This window comes from Neobacillus drentensis (genome assembly GCF_036966985.1).
In the GTDB taxonomy this organism is placed as follows: domain Bacteria; phylum Bacillota; class Bacilli; order Bacillales; family Cytobacillaceae; genus Neobacillus; species Neobacillus drentensis_E.
This window is the reverse complement of record NZ_JBALSN010000024.1, coordinates 1-16,679: the sequence shown is the minus strand read 5'-3', so window position 1 is coordinate 16,679 and position 16,679 is coordinate 1. Positions and strand designations below refer to the sequence as shown.

15 protein-coding genes are annotated in these 16,679 nt (G+C 40.9%); 10 read left to right on the top strand and 5 right to left on the bottom strand.

Features of this window, described 5'->3' with window-relative positions; genetic code table 11:
• From nadE to V7659_RS01530, 8 genes are all read left to right on the top strand, one after another.
• Positions 1-227 (top strand): NAD(+) synthase (gene nadE, locus V7659_RS01565; RefSeq protein ID WP_335537656.1); only part of this gene is annotated, 227 nt, incomplete at its 5' end.
• A 228-nt stretch (positions 228-455) separates the two neighbouring features.
• Positions 456-1,886 (top strand): amino acid permease, encoded by a 1,431-nt coding sequence (locus V7659_RS01560; RefSeq protein ID WP_335537654.1) that lies wholly within the window; start codon positions 456-458, stop codon positions 1,884-1,886.
• A 92-nt stretch (positions 1,887-1,978) separates the two neighbouring features.
• Complete coding sequence (locus V7659_RS01555) at positions 1,979-2,809, top strand: amino acid ABC transporter substrate-binding protein (RefSeq protein ID WP_335537652.1); 831 nt, start codon at positions 1,979-1,981, stop codon at positions 2,807-2,809.
• The gene (locus V7659_RS01550; RefSeq protein WP_283879595.1) at positions 2,796-3,494 is read left to right on the top strand and encodes an amino acid ABC transporter permease; all 699 of its coding nucleotides are present in this window, start codon (positions 2,796-2,798) and stop codon (positions 3,492-3,494) included. The genes V7659_RS01555 and V7659_RS01550 overlap by 14 nt, the downstream gene beginning before the upstream one ends.
• A gap of 15 nt (positions 3,495-3,509) precedes the next feature.
• A complete protein-coding gene (locus tag V7659_RS01545; protein ID WP_335537650.1) occupies positions 3,510-4,244 on the top strand; it encodes an amino acid ABC transporter ATP-binding protein in 735 nt (244 codons plus the stop codon).
• A 258-nt stretch (positions 4,245-4,502) separates the two neighbouring features.
• Positions 4,503-5,045: an NfeD family protein gene (locus V7659_RS01540; RefSeq protein WP_335537649.1), complete on the top strand. Its 543-nt coding sequence runs from the start codon at positions 4,503-4,505 to the stop codon at positions 5,043-5,045.
• Positions 5,046-5,058: 13 nt separating this feature from the next.
• Positions 5,059-6,576: a flotillin family protein gene (locus tag V7659_RS01535; protein ID WP_335537648.1), complete on the top strand. Its 1,518-nt coding sequence runs from the start codon at positions 5,059-5,061 to the stop codon at positions 6,574-6,576.
• 437 nt (positions 6,577-7,013) lie between these two features.
• Positions 7,014-9,353: an immune inhibitor A domain-containing protein gene (locus V7659_RS01530; protein WP_335537659.1), complete on the top strand. Its 2,340-nt coding sequence runs from the start codon at positions 7,014-7,016 to the stop codon at positions 9,351-9,353.
• Positions 9,354-9,395: 42 nt separating this feature from the next.
• Here V7659_RS01530 and V7659_RS01525 read toward each other — a convergent pair whose 3' ends face one another.
• Positions 9,396-10,757, bottom strand: a complete 1,362-nt coding sequence (locus V7659_RS01525) for a sensor histidine kinase (RefSeq protein ID WP_335537647.1) — start codon at positions 10,755-10,757, stop codon at positions 9,396-9,398.
• Between the two features lie 510 nt (positions 10,758-11,267).
• Between V7659_RS01525 and V7659_RS01520 the strand changes: the two genes are divergently transcribed.
• Together V7659_RS01520 and V7659_RS01515 are read left to right on the top strand one after the other, a co-directional pair.
• Positions 11,268-11,978, top strand: a complete 711-nt coding sequence (locus V7659_RS01520) for a response regulator transcription factor (RefSeq protein WP_335537645.1) — start codon at positions 11,268-11,270, stop codon at positions 11,976-11,978.
• The gene (locus V7659_RS01515) at positions 11,956-13,329 is read left to right on the top strand and encodes a HAMP domain-containing sensor histidine kinase (protein WP_335537644.1); all 1,374 of its coding nucleotides are present in this window, start codon (positions 11,956-11,958) and stop codon (positions 13,327-13,329) included. The genes V7659_RS01520 and V7659_RS01515 overlap by 23 nt, the downstream gene beginning before the upstream one ends.
• Positions 13,330-13,388: 59 nt before the next feature.
• Here V7659_RS01515 and V7659_RS01510 read toward each other — a convergent pair whose 3' ends face one another.
• The 4 genes from V7659_RS01510 to V7659_RS01495 all read right to left on the bottom strand — a co-directional run bounded on the left by V7659_RS01510 (position 13,389) and on the right by V7659_RS01495 (position 16,671).
• Positions 13,389-14,132 carry an ABC transporter ATP-binding protein gene (locus tag V7659_RS01510; RefSeq protein WP_335537643.1) on the bottom strand — a complete coding sequence of 248 codons (744 nt, stop codon included), beginning with the start codon at positions 14,130-14,132 and terminating at the stop codon, positions 13,389-13,391.
• Complete coding sequence (locus V7659_RS01505; RefSeq protein ID WP_420491282.1) at positions 14,129-14,824, bottom strand: ABC transporter permease; 696 nt, start codon at positions 14,822-14,824, stop codon at positions 14,129-14,131. Before V7659_RS01505 ends, V7659_RS01510 begins: the two co-directional genes overlap by 4 nt.
• 69 nt (positions 14,825-14,893) lie before the next feature.
• Positions 14,894-15,760, bottom strand: coding sequence for a substrate-binding domain-containing protein (locus tag V7659_RS01500; RefSeq protein ID WP_335537641.1), 867 nt, complete (start codon positions 15,758-15,760; stop codon positions 14,894-14,896).
• A complete protein-coding gene (locus V7659_RS01495; protein ID WP_335537658.1) occupies positions 15,754-16,671 on the bottom strand; it encodes a helix-turn-helix transcriptional regulator in 918 nt (305 codons plus the stop codon). Before V7659_RS01495 ends, V7659_RS01500 begins: the two co-directional genes overlap by 7 nt.
• Between the last annotated feature and the right edge of the window lie 8 nt (positions 16,672-16,679).

Sequence of the window (16,679 nt, the reverse complement as noted above, 5' to 3'; positions counted from 1 at the left end):
GTGCCGACGAACGCTTATATTTAAAAACACCAACTGCAGACCTTCTCGACCAAAAACCTGGTCAGGCCGACGAAACAGAATTGGGGATTACCTATGATGAACTCGATGACTATTTGGAAGGGAAATCCGTTTCAAAAGAGGTCGCTGATAAAATAGAAAAGCGCTACCTAATGACAGAACATAAACGGCAACTGCCAACAACAATGTTTGATGAGTGGTGGAAATAATTTTAAAGACCGGAGACTGCTAAATGAGCAGTCTTTTTTTATATTCGAAAAATTTATTAGATGTCTGAATAATTCACCACTCTAATACTTTATTAGAATAAAATTTCCCATTGACACAATCCGCTATGGATTCTATATTTATAAAGCAGATTAATATGCAATAAACAAAATACTAAAAAATCATTATTTTAAAATAAATAACAAAAAATTAGAGAGAGGGATTACACCATGGGGAACGCTAATAAATTAGGATTTTGGGTATTAACCGCTCTTGTTGTCGGAAACATGGTTGGGTCAGGGATATTTATGCTGCCAAGCTCGCTTTCTGAAGCAGCTAGTCCTGCTGGTGTCATCGCAGCATGGCTTGTAACAGGACTTGGTGTATTAATGACAGCCCTTGTATTTGGTAACCTTGCGATAAGAAAACCAAATATAACTGGTGGTCCCCAAATTTATGCAAAGGAACTGTTTAAACCAGGATCACATGCTTCTACTTTATCAGGTTTTATGTCATCTTGGGGTTATTGGATTGGTAATCTCGCCGGGAATGTTGCGATGATAACCACCTTTGCGGGATACCTGTCCACCTTTTTCCCAATCCTAACAAGCCAAGCAGACTGGGTTACGATTGGCGGCTTTACACTTAAGGTCGGTAATGGATTAACTTTTCTTGTCTGTTCCCTGCTGCTTTGGGGAACTCACTTCATCATCCTGCGAGGAATGGAAAGTGCTGGGAAGATGAATTTTGTGGCAACAGCCGCTAAAGTTGCCGGATTTTTTCTGTTTATTCTTGTCGGGTTATTTGCGTTTGAAAAAAGCAATATTCTTCCGTTAATGGCTGTTAGAATGGACGAGGCCGGCCATGCGGTGGGAATGATGAGTCAAGTGAACAGTGCTGCTGTAAATACATTATGGGCATTTATTGGGGTAGAATCTGCAGTCGTGTTTGCTTCTCGTGCTCGAAAGCAAACCGATGTGAAACGGGCTACCATCCTTGGATTATTTATTGCCCTTGGTATCTACATCGGAATTAGCACCTTAACGATGGGAATGTTAGATCAAAACACTCTTATCCATTCAGAAAAGCCCCTAATTGATGCTATTTCTTCTTTCTTAGGACCTATTGCCGGGAAAGTTTTAGCAGGGATTGGGTTGATCAGTTTATTTGGTTCAACGATTGGCTGGTTAATGCTAAGTGCGGAAGTCCCTTATCAAGCGGCAAAGCAGGGATTATTCATACCTGCATTTAAAAAAGAAAACAAAAAGGGTCTGCCATTGTTTTCAATGATTGTCTCTAATGGTTTAGGTCAACTGTTTATCTTTTCAACGGTTTCAAAATCCATTTCGGATGCCTTTGGATTTATCATTATTATTGCAACATTATCTTACTTGGTACCTTACTTTATCTCCTCCGTCTATCAGTTGAAATTAGTTATAACCGGGGAGACATATAAAGGGGATCGTTCAAGAATTATAGACGGAATGATTGCGTTCTTATCCACCATTTATTCTGTTTGGGTGATCATCGCTGGAACGGCAGATATTAAAACCTTTACCTACGGAATGATATTACTGGCGAGTGGCCTCCTCTTTTATGGTCCACTGTTTAGACGAAAAAAGGAAGTAATTTCCGAACGCAAAAAAGCTTTATCAGCATAATATTTATTTAACCTATCAGAACGCCTCTGATAGGTTTTATTTTGTAAATTAAGGGTAAAATAATGATAATTTCATTCTAGGAGGTTACATCAGTGAAAAAACTTACCATCATTTTTGCACTATTATTAAGCTTTATGTTAGTACTGTCAGCTTGCGGCAAGGATAATGCCGATAAAGACAAGAACAAAACTGACAACAAGAATGCTGAAAAGGCAGATAATGATTTATTGAAAAAGGTAAAAGATGATGGAACATTGTTAATTGGTACAGAAGGTACATACCCGCCATTCACTTACCATGATCCAAGTGGCAATCTAACTGGATTTGATGTGGAACTTGCGACAGAGGTAGCTAAACGCATTGGGGTAAAACCTGAATTTAAAGAAACACAGTGGGATGCGATGTTTGCCGGATTAGATGCAAAGCGCTTTGATATGATTGCTAACGAAGTTGGAATTCGTCCTGACCGTCAGGAAAAGTATGATTTCTCTGATCCATATATTACGTCTGCGGGTGTCTTGATTGCTCATAAGGATAACGATAAGGTGAAATCATTTGAAGATATTAAAGGATTAAATGCAGCTCAATCGTTGACAAGTAACTACGCGGATATGGCCAAGAAATATGGTGCTAAACTAGTTGGAGTGGATGGTTTCCAGCAAGCAGTCGAGCTCCTTGCTCAAAAACGTGTGGATGTGACGATTAACGATAAGCTTTCATTTTTAGACTATAAAAAGCAAAAACCGGATGCACCAATCAAGGTTGTGGCAACTGCTAATGATGCTTCTTCAAGCGGGTTCATGTTTAGAAAGAAAAGCGATACACTCGTAGACGAAGTCAACAAGGCGCTAAAAGAAATAGTTGACGATGGCACCTACAAAAAAATCTCTGAGAAATGGTTTGGTGAAGATGTACTTAAATAGTATTTTTGCTGACCCAGAAAGAATGGACAGGTTAATTGAGATTGCGAAGACTTCCCTCCAGCCGCTGCTGGAGGGTGCTGTTATGAATACCATTCCATTAACCATCATTTCATTTATTATTGGGATCATTTTGGCTGTGCTAACCGCGCTTGCCCGAATTTCTCAAGTAAAACTATTTCAAGGAATTGCCAGGGTATATGTTTCAGCCATTCGCGGCACACCATTACTTGTTCAGTTATTCATTATTTTTTATGGACTTCCTAATATAGGAGTTACCTTGGATCCCTTTATTTCCGCAGTCATTGGTTTTTCCCTAAGCGTTGGGGCCTATGCTTCAGAAATTATTCGGGCTGCAATTATCTCCATTCCGAAGGGACAATGGGAGGCAGCTTATTCGATCGGAATGACCTACACCCAGGCATTGAAAAGAATCATCTTGCCACAGGCAACAAGGGTATCCATACCGCCATTATCGAATTCTTTTATTAGTCTTGTAAAAGATACTTCTCTAGCATCAGTTGTCCTTGTAACAGAGATGTTTCGCCGGGCCCAAGAAATTGCTTCAACCACCTATGAATTTTTATTGGTATATGTAGAAGCAGCGCTAATTTATTGGGTTATTTGCTTTTTCCTTTCGATCTTGCAAGGATCCTTGGAAAAGAGAATGGACCGGTACACATCTTAATGAAGGAGTTTTATGATGATTTCAATTAAAGGATTACATAAGCAATTTGGTCAATTAGAGGTCTTAAAAGGAATTGACCTTCTCGTTGAAAAAGGAAAAGTGGTTGTTGTCATCGGTCCATCCGGCTCAGGTAAGACCACGATGCTGCGTTGTTTGAATGTACTCGAAACTCCGAATCAAGGAGTCATTTCCATAGAGGGACAAAGCTTGGACTTTTCGAAAAATGTACCGAAAAAACAAATCGCCTCGTTCCGGCGCTTAACAGGAATGGTTTTTCAAAGCTATAATCTGTTCCCACACAAAACTGCTCTTCAAAACGTTATGGAAGGGCCAATCATTGTCAAAGGGGAGAGTAAAGAGGATGCACGGAAAAAAGCCCAGGCACTCCTTGAAAAGGTTGGACTAGGTGATAAGCAGGATTACTTTCCCGCGCAACTTTCCGGCGGTCAACAGCAACGTGTGGGTATTGCCCGGGCACTTGCTATGGAACCGGAAGTGATGCTCTTTGATGAGCCTACTTCTGCACTTGACCCCGAACTTGTCGGTGAGGTGTTAAAAGTCATGAAAGACCTGGCTAGGGAAGGAATGACGATGATTGTGGTGACCCATGAAATGCGCTTTGCCCGTGAAGCGGCGGATGAAGTTATTTTTATGGATCAAGGTGTGATTGTCGAGAGGAACAAGCCAGAAGAAATCTTTACTAATCCAAAAGAAGAACGAACGAGGAAGTTCTTGAATATGATTCAATAAGGTGTTGTAGCTAAATGCTATGGCACTTTTTTATTTTGTTGAGAAGAAACGTTCATAGAATGTCCTTTTTAACTAGGCAGGAATTCGATAAGCATTATCGAAATATTGAATGAACAGGTAAATTTTTAGAAAAAAGTGAAACTTTTCCATTTTTTTAACCGTATTAATGGTAGATACATAGGAAGGGATGGATGCATATGGATGAGGAGTGGTGTTACGTATAATTAGAATTCAAATGAATAAGAAGGATGGATGCACATGGAACCCTTCAGCATTCCTTTAGAAACGATTTATTTATATGGGTTAATTATCTCGGGAGTTGTCACAGTTTTATATGTTTTGTTTGCCGATGTTTTTCATTTTCATGGGGCGGGAGATGGACTTGATTTTCTAAATCCTGTCTTAATCTTTGCTTTCATGACCATTCTGTCAGCAAGCGGTTATCTGTTTGAACGGCTCTCATCTCTTCACTATTTACTGATTTTAGGCATATCCGCCGTGATAGCCTTCATTGTTGTGACGTTACTAAATGTCTTTGTGCTCATCCCGCTCTCGTCTGCCGAGGAATCGCTTGTCTATAAAGAATCAGACTTGCGGGGCCGAGTTGGGACGGTCATCACGACAATTCCTGTTGACGGCTTTGGCGAAGTGATGATTGACAGTACCAGTGGCAGAATAGCGAAGCCAGCATCAAGCTTTGATGGTGACCTGATCGAGAGTGGCACAAAAGTACTGATTGTGCAGGTAGAAAATGGCGTCCTGCAAGTGACGGTTCATCATCAACTAGAAAGTTTTTTATAGGGGGTTTTAAGAGATGGAATTCAATATTATTTGGGTAATCATTGGAATCGTTGCACTTATTCTATTAGCTTTATTTGGCGTTTTTATCACAAAATACAGAACGGCAGGACCGGATGAGGCCTTGATCGTGACAGGCAGCTTCCTTGGCAATGGAAATGTCCACGTTGATGAGTCTGGGAATAAAGTGAAAATTATCCGCGGCGGCGGTACGTTTATTTTGCCAGTTTTCCAACAGGCAAAACCGCTAAGTTTACTATCTAGTAAACTGGAAGTAACGACTCCTGAGGTGTATACCGAGCAGGGTGTGCCGGTTATGGCCGATGGGGTAGCGATTATTAAAATCGGCGGTTCGATTAGTGAAATTGCGACGGCCGCCGAACAGTTCCTAGGAAAACCAAAGGAAGACCGTGAGAATGAAGCAAGAGAAGTTCTAGAAGGACATCTACGTTCGATCCTTGGCTCGATGACCGTGGAAGAAATATATAAAAACCGTGATAAATTCTCACAAGAGGTCCAAAGGGTTGCCTCACAGGATCTTGCCAAAATGGGCTTGGTCATTGTGTCATTTACAATTAAAGACGTCCGGGATAAAAATGGTTACCTGGATTCACTAGGTAAACCGAGGATCGCTCAAGTGAAAAGAGACGCCGATATCGCAACAGCTGAAGCAGAAAAAGAAACTCGTATTAAAAAAGCAGAGGCTGCCAAAGAAGCCAAACGCAATGAATTAGAGCGGGCCACTGAAATTGCCGAAGCGGAAAAAGTCAATCAGTTAAAAGTGGCTGAGTTTAGACGGGAACAAGATATTGCCAGAGCACGCGCTGACCAAGCATACGATTTGGAAACAGCTAGGTCCAAACAAGATGTCATGGAACAAGAAATGCAAATTAAAATTATTGAAAGACAAAAACAAATTGAATTAGAAGAAAAAGAAATTCAACGCCGCGAACGCCAATATGACTCGGAAGTGAAGAAAAAGGCGGACGCTGACCGTTACTCGGTCGAACAATCGGCCGCTGCAAATAAAGCTAAGGAAATTGCTGCAGCTGAGGCCAATAAATATCGAATCGAAGCGATGGCAAAAGCAGAAGCTGAACGAATTCGCTTGGATGGTTTAGCCAAAGCAGAAGCGGAAAAGGCACAAGGGGCGACCGAAGCAGAAATTATTCGCCTCAAAGGTTTAGCTGAAGCAGAAGCAAAAGAAAAAATAGCTGAGGCTTTCGAGCAATTCGGCCAGGCCGCAATTCTAGACATGATTATCAAAATGCTCCCAGAATATGCAAAGCAAGTAGCAAGCCCTCTGTCTAATATTGATAAAATTACCGTTGTCGATACGGGCGGATCTGATGCCAATGGCGGGGCTAACAAAATTACTGCTTATGCAACGAACTTGATGGCGAGTCTGCAAGAATCACTAAAAGCCTCAAGCGGAATTGATGTAAAAGAACTGATTGAGAACTACTCAGGAAAAGGAAATGTTAGAAAAAGCATTGAAGAACTAACGAAAGAAGTTAAGAATAAAGCTGAATAATCATTGCAAAAAAACCTTATCATCATTTGATAAGGTTTTTTTGCAATAATTTGTTTATTTTATAGGATATTTGTCCGGTTAAATGTATCACTAGTTTTCGATAGATCTATTTACTTAAATTTCGATTGACGAAACTTTTATTTTCTGTAGAGTTTTTCGAACAACGTGAAAATTAAGGACGAAAGGCATATATAATAACTATTTTTCCGGGTTTATATTCCTGTTAAAAATCCCGTTTTTAAATTTATTGGGTATAATGCAGTGTCTGATATAAGTATTTTTCACTAAATTAATACTATTTACAATTTTCGCGCTAATTTGATAAACTAGCAAAGCATCGCTCTTAAGGAGAACGATGTAACTATATAAAATAGGGGGTTTAAGATTTGAAGAAAAAAACCACTTTAAAGGTCTTATCCAGCCTCGCTGCTAGTACAATGGTAGCTACTACCATGTTCGCAGGCGCATTCGCTGGAAGCACGGTTGCTCCAAAACCGGCATCTGCAGCAACAACAGTTGCATCAGCTCCACTCGATCTAAATATTGTTGATATCGATCGACTAGGTGCTGCTTTGCAAAAAAGAGGACTTATTGCGAAGAATGCAACTAAAGATGAAATTACAAAAGCAGCAAAAGCCTACATAAAGAAAAAGCAGGGTGAAAAGCCAGGTAAAACTGATAAAGCCCTAACCAAAGAACAAAAAGCATTTGACCAAAAAGCAAAGGACTTTGTGACAAAGCAAAAGGACAAGCTTGCTATGCAGCTTGCAAAAGGTCACGAAAACTTTAAAAAGGGTAAACCAACCGGAGCTGTAAAAGTAGATTCTTCTAAACAGGCTGGTTATAACGGCGATGTTCGTACAGATGAAGTATTGGTACTACTAGTAGAGTATGCTGACTTTAAGCACAACAATATCGAGCAAGAACCAGGATATATGTATGCAGATGATTTCAACAAAGAACATTACGAAAAGATGTTGTTTGGTGACGAGGATTTCACCCTATTCAATGGTGATAAAATTAAAACCTTTAAACAATATTATGAAGAGCAGTCTGGTGGAAGCTACACAGTGGATGGAACTGTATCTGATTGGCTGACAGTACCAGGGAATGCAAAAGATTACGGTTCAGATAGCGGCAGCGGACATGATAATGCAGCTGGAACAAAAGGGCCACGTGGTCTTGTAAAGGATGCACTGAATGCAGCTGTTGCGAAAGGAATCAATTTAGCAGATTATGATAAATTTGATTTATATGATATGGATGGCGATGGCAATCAAAACGAGCCAGACGGCTTGGTTGACCACTTGATGGTTCTTCACGCAGGTGTTGGACAAGAAGCTGGCGGCGGAGAATTAGGCGATAACGCAATCTGGTCACACCGCTGGACATTAAATGGTGTCTATCCAGTTGCCAATACAACTGCATCAGTAAATTACTGGGGCGGTAAAATGGCTGCCTACGACTACACAATCGAGCCAGAAGATGGAGCAGTCGGCGTATTCGCTCACGAATTTGGTCATGACTTAGGTGCTCCTGATGAATATGACACTCAATATACTGGTCATGGTGATACTGTTGAACAATGGTCGATCATGAGCGGCGGAAGCTGGAGCGGTAACATCGCCGGTACCCAGCCACCAAGCTTTTCACCACAAGTTAAAGAATTCTATCAAAAAACAATTGGCGGAAATTGGGCTAATATAACTGAAGTAAACTATGAAGATATCGATAAAAATGGTCTTGCAGCTGTTATCGATCAGAGTGTTACAAAATCTAAGAATCCTGGTATTGTAAAAGTAAACCTTCCTAACAAAAAGGTTCCAGGTATTACTCCTGAGTTTGGTGCCAAGTACTATTACAGTACAAAAGGGGATAATCTTGATACAGTACTGGAAACTCCAGTGTTTGATTTAACAGGTGCTACATCTGCAACATTCGATTACAAGCAGTGGTACGAAGTCGAAACTGACTATGATTACCTAACTGTAAATGCAGTAACTGAAGATGGCAAGAGTGTAGAACTTGATCTCATTGGTGATGAAGACACTGCAGGCGGTTTAGATACATCTAAAGGCGAATGGCTAGACAAATCTCTTGACTTAAGCCAATTTGCAGGTAAAAAAGTAAAATTAGTGTTTGAATATGTTACAGACGGCGGGCTTGCTCCAAACGGATTCGCTCTTGATAACCTTCAATTAAAAGTTGATGGCAGCATTACATTCTCTGACGATGCAGAAGGAACTTCGAAAGTAACATTAGATGGTTTCGAAGTATCCGACGGTTTTATCAATAAACCACATTACTACTATTTAGAGTGGAGAAACTATGCTGGTTCTGATACAGCACTGCAATTCTCTCGTGGAGTAAAATATAATACTGGTTTAGTAGTTTGGTATGGTGATGATACGTTTACAGATAACTGGACTGGTGTTCACCCTGGTGAAGGATTCCTAAGTGTAGTGGATTCACATCCTGAGGCAATCATCGGTACATTAGCTGGCAAACCATCTATTAATCAAAGTGTAAGATATCAGGTTGCAGATGCAGCGTTTTCATTAGACAAGTCACCTGCATGGTATATCGATTCTCCAACTCGTGGAATCTATGATTACAAAGGACTTCCAGGCGTAACGACATTTGATTCAACCAAGTCTTACATTAACACAATTATTCCTGATGCTGGTGTTAAAGTTCCAGCACAGTACCCAATTAAGTTCCAAGTCATCGGCGAAGCAAAAGACAACTCTGCTGGTGCAGTTTGGATTCATAAATAATGAGTAAGAAAGACACCAGGTATGCCTGGTGTCTTTCTTCTATTATAAACTAATCTCAAATTCAGTCCCGATATTCGGGTTGCTCGTTACCTTAATCGTACCTCCATGTGCCTCAACTAGTTGTTTAACAATCGAAAGTCCCAGTCCTGTTCCGCCAAGAGCACGGGTTCTAGATTTATCTACGCGATAGAAGCGGTCAAAAATACGCGGCAAATCCTTCGATGGGATGCCTTTTCCTTCATCCTGAATTTTAATATGAACCTTTCCGCTGCTGTTGCTGACCTCAACACGAATAGTGGTATGCGGTTCAGAATATTTACGAGCATTATCGACGAGATTGAAAATAACCTGCTCAAATCGAACGGGATCAAGAGACAGATAAAGAGAATCTGAGCATTCCAGCACGAGCTCCATATCATGTTCTTTAAGAGCAGGAGTTACCTTTTCAAGGATGCTCTGAAGATAAGGACGTAAAAGAACCTCTTCCTTCTCAATCGAAAAAGAATTTTCATCCATTTTTGCGAGATGAAATAATTCTTTCACTAATTTCGATAACTTGCCAGTTTCCTCAACTATTATTCCTAAATATTTATCTCTGTCCTCATCAATCGTTTCTGGCCGGCGGGCAATGTCCGCATATCCCTTAATATAGGTTAGCGGTGTGCGGAGTTCATGCGAGATGCTGGCGAGAAATTCATTCCGTTCATTTTTTAATATTTCTAAATCGCTTGCTAACACCTTAATCGATTCCCCAAGTTCACCGATTTCGTCCTTACCACTCTTCGGTAGAGACACGGAAAAATCGCCCTTGCTGATTCGTTTGGTGGCTTCACTCATTTGAATCAGCGGGTGGGTGACATACCTTGTCAAAGTGAAAATGATGATAATCATGAACATAAGGGAAAGCAATCCAGCAATCATGAAATGCTGATTTAAACCGGAAATCAATTCTTTGATTTTTTTGGTGTTTTGAAACATATAGACATATCCGGTAATCGTATTGTCAACCATTACTGGACTGATCGAGGCGATATAGGCCGCATGTTTCCAATCATTTTCTAAAATTAATCCCGCGTGCGGAACTTGTTTTTGCTTAGTACTCATAATCTTTTTCATAGCATCTGTCACTCGATTGGAAGACATATAAATGGTTCCATCCGGTTTGGTTAAAATCACCTGAGTATCCGTCCTCGCCTCCATCATGGCAATGTGACGGATTGTTTCATCATGAAAAGAAGCCTCAAGGATTTCACGGTGATTATTTCCACGTGTCTGGAGAGAAGTTAGCTCTTCGTGCACCCGGGAATGAATGATATTATTATGCAAAAAAATCATTGAAATGCCTTCTAGTATAAAAATCGCTAGAAAAAAAAGAACGCCAATCTTGATTGATATTTTATTCATGTGTTCGACACCTCTCTCTTCTAGCATACTATATCGTTCGCCGGATAAGAGCTTCATATTGTTTCTAATTTCTTAAAATAGAGCTTGTAATAATCCCGTTTCCACTAAAAAACAATGGAGAGGTCAATAAGAGCGGTTTATAAAGCCCGTTTCACTCTTATAAATCACTGCACGGGTCGATAAGAATAAGAGCTCCCAATTGAAAAATGAAATCTACCATTAGAATTAACATACCGAATAAAAAAAGGAGGCGCCCCACCGTTGGGACGCCCGAACTATATGAAAAGAGAGGTTAAATTTGGGATGAGTAAGCTGGCTTTGGACCATGCCCTTCATCAAAGAGGGGATCACTACAAACTTGGGAGTCCTTCTAGTGATCGCCTCTTCCTAACTACACCCCTATCTTAGCGTGAAAAATTGAAGATGTTATGAAGAACTTGTGGTGAATTTGTGAAGTTACAAACATCACAGACTCGAAATGATATATTTAATGTGTGGGGAGTGGTAAAAGTGAGAATATTATTAGTAGACGATGAACGTAGAATCATAGAAGTTCTTGAAGCCTATTTAATAAGAGAAGGCTATGAAATTCATAGCGCCGATAATGGAATTGATGCGTTGAAAAAAGTAAAAACAGTAAACCCCGACTTAATTATATTAGATTTAATGCTGCCGGACATTTCTGGTGAAGAAGTTTGCCGCCTCGTGCGAAAAGAGTCAGATGTGCCCATTCTCATGTTGACGGCCAAATCAGCAGAGGATGACAGGATCAACGGAATTGTAATGGGGGCCGATGATTATTTAACTAAACCATTTAGCCCGCGCGAAGTCGTCGTACGCGTACAAGCGATTTTAAGACGTGTAAAAAAGACAGAGAAAGTGGAACGACTTGAATTCAATGGCAAAAAGCTGGCCATCCACTTAATTAAAAAAGAGGTGACCGCAAACGGAGCCTCCATAACATTAACACCAATCGAATACAAACTATTAACCAATATGGCAGTGAATCCTGGCCGGGTATATAGCCGGATGGATTTGCTCGAAAAGATACAGGATGAAGGCATGTATTATGAAGGTTATGAACGCAGTGTTGATACCCATATCAAAAACCTCCGGAAGAAAATCGAACGGGATTCACGACAGCCAGATTTTATCGTGACCGTTTTCGGAATGGGCTACAAATTTGGAGGGGTATTAGATGCTGCAAACGCTCCGGTCTAAGATACTTTTTTACTTACTGCTTATCTCGATGATTGCGATCATCATTGTTAGCTTTTTTATCCAATATGGATTTGAGGAAAGTTTTAACAGCTACTTGGATCGAAATCGGGAAAAAAAGATTGACCGAATTATTACGGAAATTGAAAAGGATTATAAAAAAAATGGGCACTTCACGAGTGATCCGGTATTTGGCCTCTTGCACGAACATGCTATGACCGAGCAGCTCTATTTCCAACTGTATGACCGCTTAGGCCAATTGCAAATGGATTCATCCAACATCCGAGGCATGCTCAACAGCTTCGGGTTAACAGAACCTACTCCAAATGGGGAAGAGTGGCATTCTAAGAGCTATACGCTGAGGGTAGATAATCAGGTCATTGGAAAACTTGTCGCTATCTATCCGAAGGGCTTAATTGATGATGAAAATACGTTTATCCAAACGATTCAATTATACATTTATGCAGCCGTTTGCTTGACGATTGTGTTGGCGATTGTTTTTAGTATGCTGTTTTCAAAAAAGCTCACCTCAGGGTTACAAAAGTTATCGTTTGCGGCAAATGAACTGCAGCATCATAATCTTGATATTCGGATTCCATTATCGGGATTGCCAACCGAGGTAAAGGATATTGCCATCTCCTTTAATAATCTGGCGGTGTCGTTAGCAAAGGAAGAAAACCTAAGAAAGCATTTTACCGGTGATTTGGCCCATGAACTCCGTACACCGCTTGCGACCTTGAGAAGTCAAATCGAGGCATTTCAGGACGGGATATGGGAGCCGACACCGCAGCGGTTGCAGACCACACATGAAGAATTAATGCGCTTAGTTAGGCTGGTGAATGAATTAGAAAAACTGCTTGCAGCTGAAAATCCGCAGATGAGGCTAGAGAAAATTGAATTAGATGCAGGAAGTGTGCTGGCGGCTTTATATGAGATGTTCTTGCCCTTGTTTAAAGAAAAGGGCGTCCACCTTCAAATAATCGAACCTGCCGAGGACGAATTATTTGAAGCTGACAAGGATCGCTTAATGCAAATCTTATCTAACATTCTTAATAATGCCCTAAAGTATACACCGGAAGGAAAAAATGTCACCCTTTCAGTAAAAACGGAAATGGACGGCTATGTCGGCTTCAGTATCCAAGATGAAGGTTCAGGAATGGCAGAAGATGATATTCCGCATATCTTCGAACGTTTCTATCGTGGTGATAAATCACGTGATCGTAAAACCGGAGGGGTAGGGATCGGGCTCTCGATTGTCAAAGCTTTAATGGATGCGCATAAAGGAGTCATTAAAGTAAAAAGCAGGTTGAATAAGGGAACGAGCGTTACCTTGTGGTTTCCGCAAGAAGATTAGCACATACCATAAAAGGCCTCTGCATCATGCAGGGGCCTTTTGTGGATTTCCCACTCTTATTAACGGGCAACAGGGTAAAACTTTTTCCATTCGTTTAGAAAGGGAGCAGTGGAGGAATTCGGTTGTTCTAAAACACGCTGGGTTGGTCCTACTTGCTTTACTTCCCCATTAACAATAATCGCCAACCGGTTGGTAAGATAGTTAATCTCCATCAAATCATGGCTGACAAACACTGCGGTGGTTTGTGCAGCTTCGATAATTCCCTTAAAATCCTCCATCAATTTTATTTTCGTTGGAAAGTCTAATGCAGAAAAAGGTTCATCCAGAAACAGAATTTCCGGTTCTACAATCATTGCACGTGCTAGGTTGACCCGTTGTGCTTCACCGCCTGATAAATAGAGGGCATTTTTTTTCGCAAGATGACTAACCCCAAACAAGTCCATCCATTGTTCCACTTTTTCTTTAATGATCGATTTAGGTACCTTCCGTAGGGTTAAACCAATTGCGATGTTATGAAAAACAGTTCCGTCTAATAGTAAGGATTGCTGAAGGGCAATCGAGAATTTCCTCCGTAATTCTAGCGGAGCATTTCCCTTCGGAACCGCTTGTCCACGGTAGAGAATGTCGCCACTTGTTTGTTGATCTAGAAAGGCTAGCAATTTAAGCAGCGTACTTTTCCCAGCGCCATTTGGTCCCATGATGCCAAGGAATTCTCTCGTCCCAATCTGGAACTTAGGAATATCAAGAATCGTTTTACTTTGCGCTTGATAAGTAATACTTTTCAACTCTAGTAATGGGCTCATGATATTCGCTTCCTTTGCTGTAAGTAGGTTAATGCTGCTGTAATCAAGAGGGCAACCGACAATAAAATAAACGATAGTGCTAAGGCGATATCGAAGTTTCCTTTTGAAACCTCCATCACAATCGTTGTCGTTAAAATGCGGGTGTCACCTTGAATATTCCCACCGACCATCATCGCCGCACCAACCTCAGCAATGACCCGGCCAAAGCCGGCCATAACTGCCGCCAATATCGCGATTTTTAATTGTTTGATGAGAATCATTAGGGTTTGCAGCTTTGTAGCGCCAAGTGCTTTAATCTGGAGCAGCATTTTTTCACTGATTTGTTGAAAAGCGGAACAGGTCAAGCTTGTGACGATGGGCAAGCTGACGAGCACCTGAGCCATAACAATCGCTGTAGGTGAATAGAGCAGGGTGAGGTCGCCTAATGGGCCTGAGCGCCACAACAGCATCGTAATCCAAAGGCCGGCAACGACGGGTGGCAGCCCTAATCCAATATTGATGAACAGCAATAGAACTCTTCGCCCTCTGAATCTAGTTAATCCAAGAAAAATACCTAGAGGCAATCCGATCAGGGTACTAATCAGAATGGAAAATAGACAAACTTTTAGCGTCAGCCAAGTGATCGCCAATACTTCGGGATCACCAGAAAGGATCATGTCTATCGCTTTTTTTAGTCCATCAATGAGTTCCATCTCAGTGCCTCCAGGATTTTCTTTAGCTGCATAAACAGAAGGACCCTTGAAAAAGTGCCTCCCAGTCAACTACTCTGTATATTTTTTGAATAAGGATTGGCCAAATTCTTTCTTACCGAAAGCTTCAATTACATCTTGGGTTTTCGCATCTACCATAAATTCTACAAATTTTTCAGCATCTTTGCTATTAATTTTGTCGTGTTTTTCAGGATTTACTTGCATTACATGATAGATGTTCATTAAATCCTTGCCGCCTTCAACGACGATTTGAAGGGTGTCTAAATTTTTCTCTTGGGCAAGCCATGTAGCACGATCAGTTAAGACATAGCCTTTTTTCTCTGCAGCCACCTGTAATGTTTGACCCATCCCTTGTCCTGTTGACACATACCATTCGCCTGCAGGTTTAATGGCATTTGCATCCCAAATCCCTAGTTCTTTCTTGTGTGTACCAGAGTCATCACCGCGAGAAACAAATGTAGCTTTAGCTTCAGCTAATTTTTTGAAAGCCGCGTTAATGTCATCACCGCTAACGCCAGCTGGATTTTCCTTTGGTCCTACTAAAATAAAATCATTGTACATGACGCGTTTATAGTTAATCGCATCGCCTGCATCGACCACTGCTTTTTCCGCTGCTGGAGCATGAACTAGAAGGGCATCTGCTTCCCCTTTTGTCCCCATTTCTAATGCTTGTCCTGTCCCTACGGCAATCGTTTTAACTTTTACGTTATTTTCTTTTTCGAACATAGGAATGATTTCGTCAAGTAAGCCGCTGTCCTGTGTACTTGTAGTTGTTGCTAGAATCATTTCGGTTGGTGCTGCTTTAGGTTCTTCTTTTTTAACTTTTTCTGCTGAATCTTTTGAGTCAGCATTTCCGCAGGCTGCTAAAACTAATAGCATCATCGCGAATAAGCAAGCAAGATAACGATTTTTTAACATGTGGTTGTTTCCTCCGTTTGACTAGTTTGATAGGTGATTTTACCTAATTCAGAAATATCGTATCCTTCTAGATTGGTTAAACTATCTTTGAAGCTAGCAGATTGTAAAAACTGAATAAGGCCTGTTAAGCTTTGTTTATTTTCAGCGGTAAAGCGGAAAACCAAATCAAAATTTTCTTTAGCGACGGGGATGAAGTCAAGTCCTAAATGACTGGCGGCAGACTGAATTCCAAAGGCTACATCTGCCATGCCCCTGCTTATATAAGAACCGGCAGATAAATGGTTCCATTCTTCCGTACCATAGCCGTTGATTTTACTAGGATCAATTCCATAACTAGAAAGCTTTGAATCTAGTAAGAACCGTGTTCCGGCCCCTTTTTGGCGGTTTACAAATTGAACACCGCTTCTCGTTAAGTCAGAAAAATCCTGAATGTTTTTCGGATTGCCATTCGCGACAATAAAGCCTTGCTGTCTTGCTGCCAATCTAAGCACCAGAATGGATTCATATACAAACAGTTGATGGATAAAAGGTAAGTTATATTCTTGTGAGTTTGGATCCAAAAGATGAATCGCAGCAATATCACATTGACCCCGGTATAACACCATTAACCCTTCGAGGCTGCCTATGTATGATGGCTGAATTTGCAAGTTTAAGGCAGTAGCTGCTTGTTTCGCGAAATGTTCGACGAGAAAATCGTGACTGCCAGATAATCGGATTGAGGGGGCCGGATTACTGGTCGTCCCAGCTGGTTCTGTTGGATTTTTTTTAGCAGGAGCTTTTGTATTGTTTTTAAATCGTTCCAGCTCTGCGTGTTCAATTCTCATTTTGTTGCCAATCTTGAATGCCTGGAGTTCACCTCTCTTAATTAGCTCATAAACTGTATGTTTTGAGATTTGAAAGAGTTGGGCCACCTCAACGG

What these genes read in the sequence shown, in the direction of transcription:
- V7659_RS01560 (WP_335537654.1), top strand. Translation starts at nt 456, where the DNA reads ATGGGGAACGCTAATAAATTAGGATTTTGGGTATTAACCGCTCTTGTT.
- V7659_RS01515 (WP_335537644.1), top strand. Translation starts at nt 11,956, where the DNA reads ATGCTGCAAACGCTCCGGTCTAAGATACTTTTTTACTTACTGCTTATC.
- V7659_RS01545 (WP_335537650.1), top strand. Translation starts at nt 3,510, where the DNA reads ATGATTTCAATTAAAGGATTACATAAGCAATTTGGTCAATTAGAGGTC.
- V7659_RS01530 (WP_335537659.1), top strand. Translation starts at nt 7,014, where the DNA reads ATGGTAGCTACTACCATGTTCGCAGGCGCATTCGCTGGAAGCACGGTT.
- V7659_RS01510 (WP_335537643.1), bottom strand. Translation starts at nt 14,132, where the DNA reads ATGAGCCCATTACTAGAGTTGAAAAGTATTACTTATCAAGCGCAAAGT.
- V7659_RS01540 (WP_335537649.1), top strand. Translation starts at nt 4,503, where the DNA reads ATGGAACCCTTCAGCATTCCTTTAGAAACGATTTATTTATATGGGTTA.
- V7659_RS01505 (WP_420491282.1), bottom strand. Translation starts at nt 14,824, where the DNA reads ATGGAACTCATTGATGGACTAAAAAAAGCGATAGACATGATCCTTTCT.
- V7659_RS01550 (WP_283879595.1), top strand. Translation starts at nt 2,796, where the DNA reads ATGTACTTAAATAGTATTTTTGCTGACCCAGAAAGAATGGACAGGTTA.
- V7659_RS01525 (WP_335537647.1), bottom strand. Translation starts at nt 10,757, where the DNA reads ATGAATAAAATATCAATCAAGATTGGCGTTCTTTTTTTTCTAGCGATT.
- V7659_RS01535 (WP_335537648.1), top strand. Translation starts at nt 5,059, where the DNA reads ATGGAATTCAATATTATTTGGGTAATCATTGGAATCGTTGCACTTATT.
- V7659_RS01500 (WP_335537641.1), bottom strand. Translation starts at nt 15,760, where the DNA reads ATGTTAAAAAATCGTTATCTTGCTTGCTTATTCGCGATGATGCTATTA.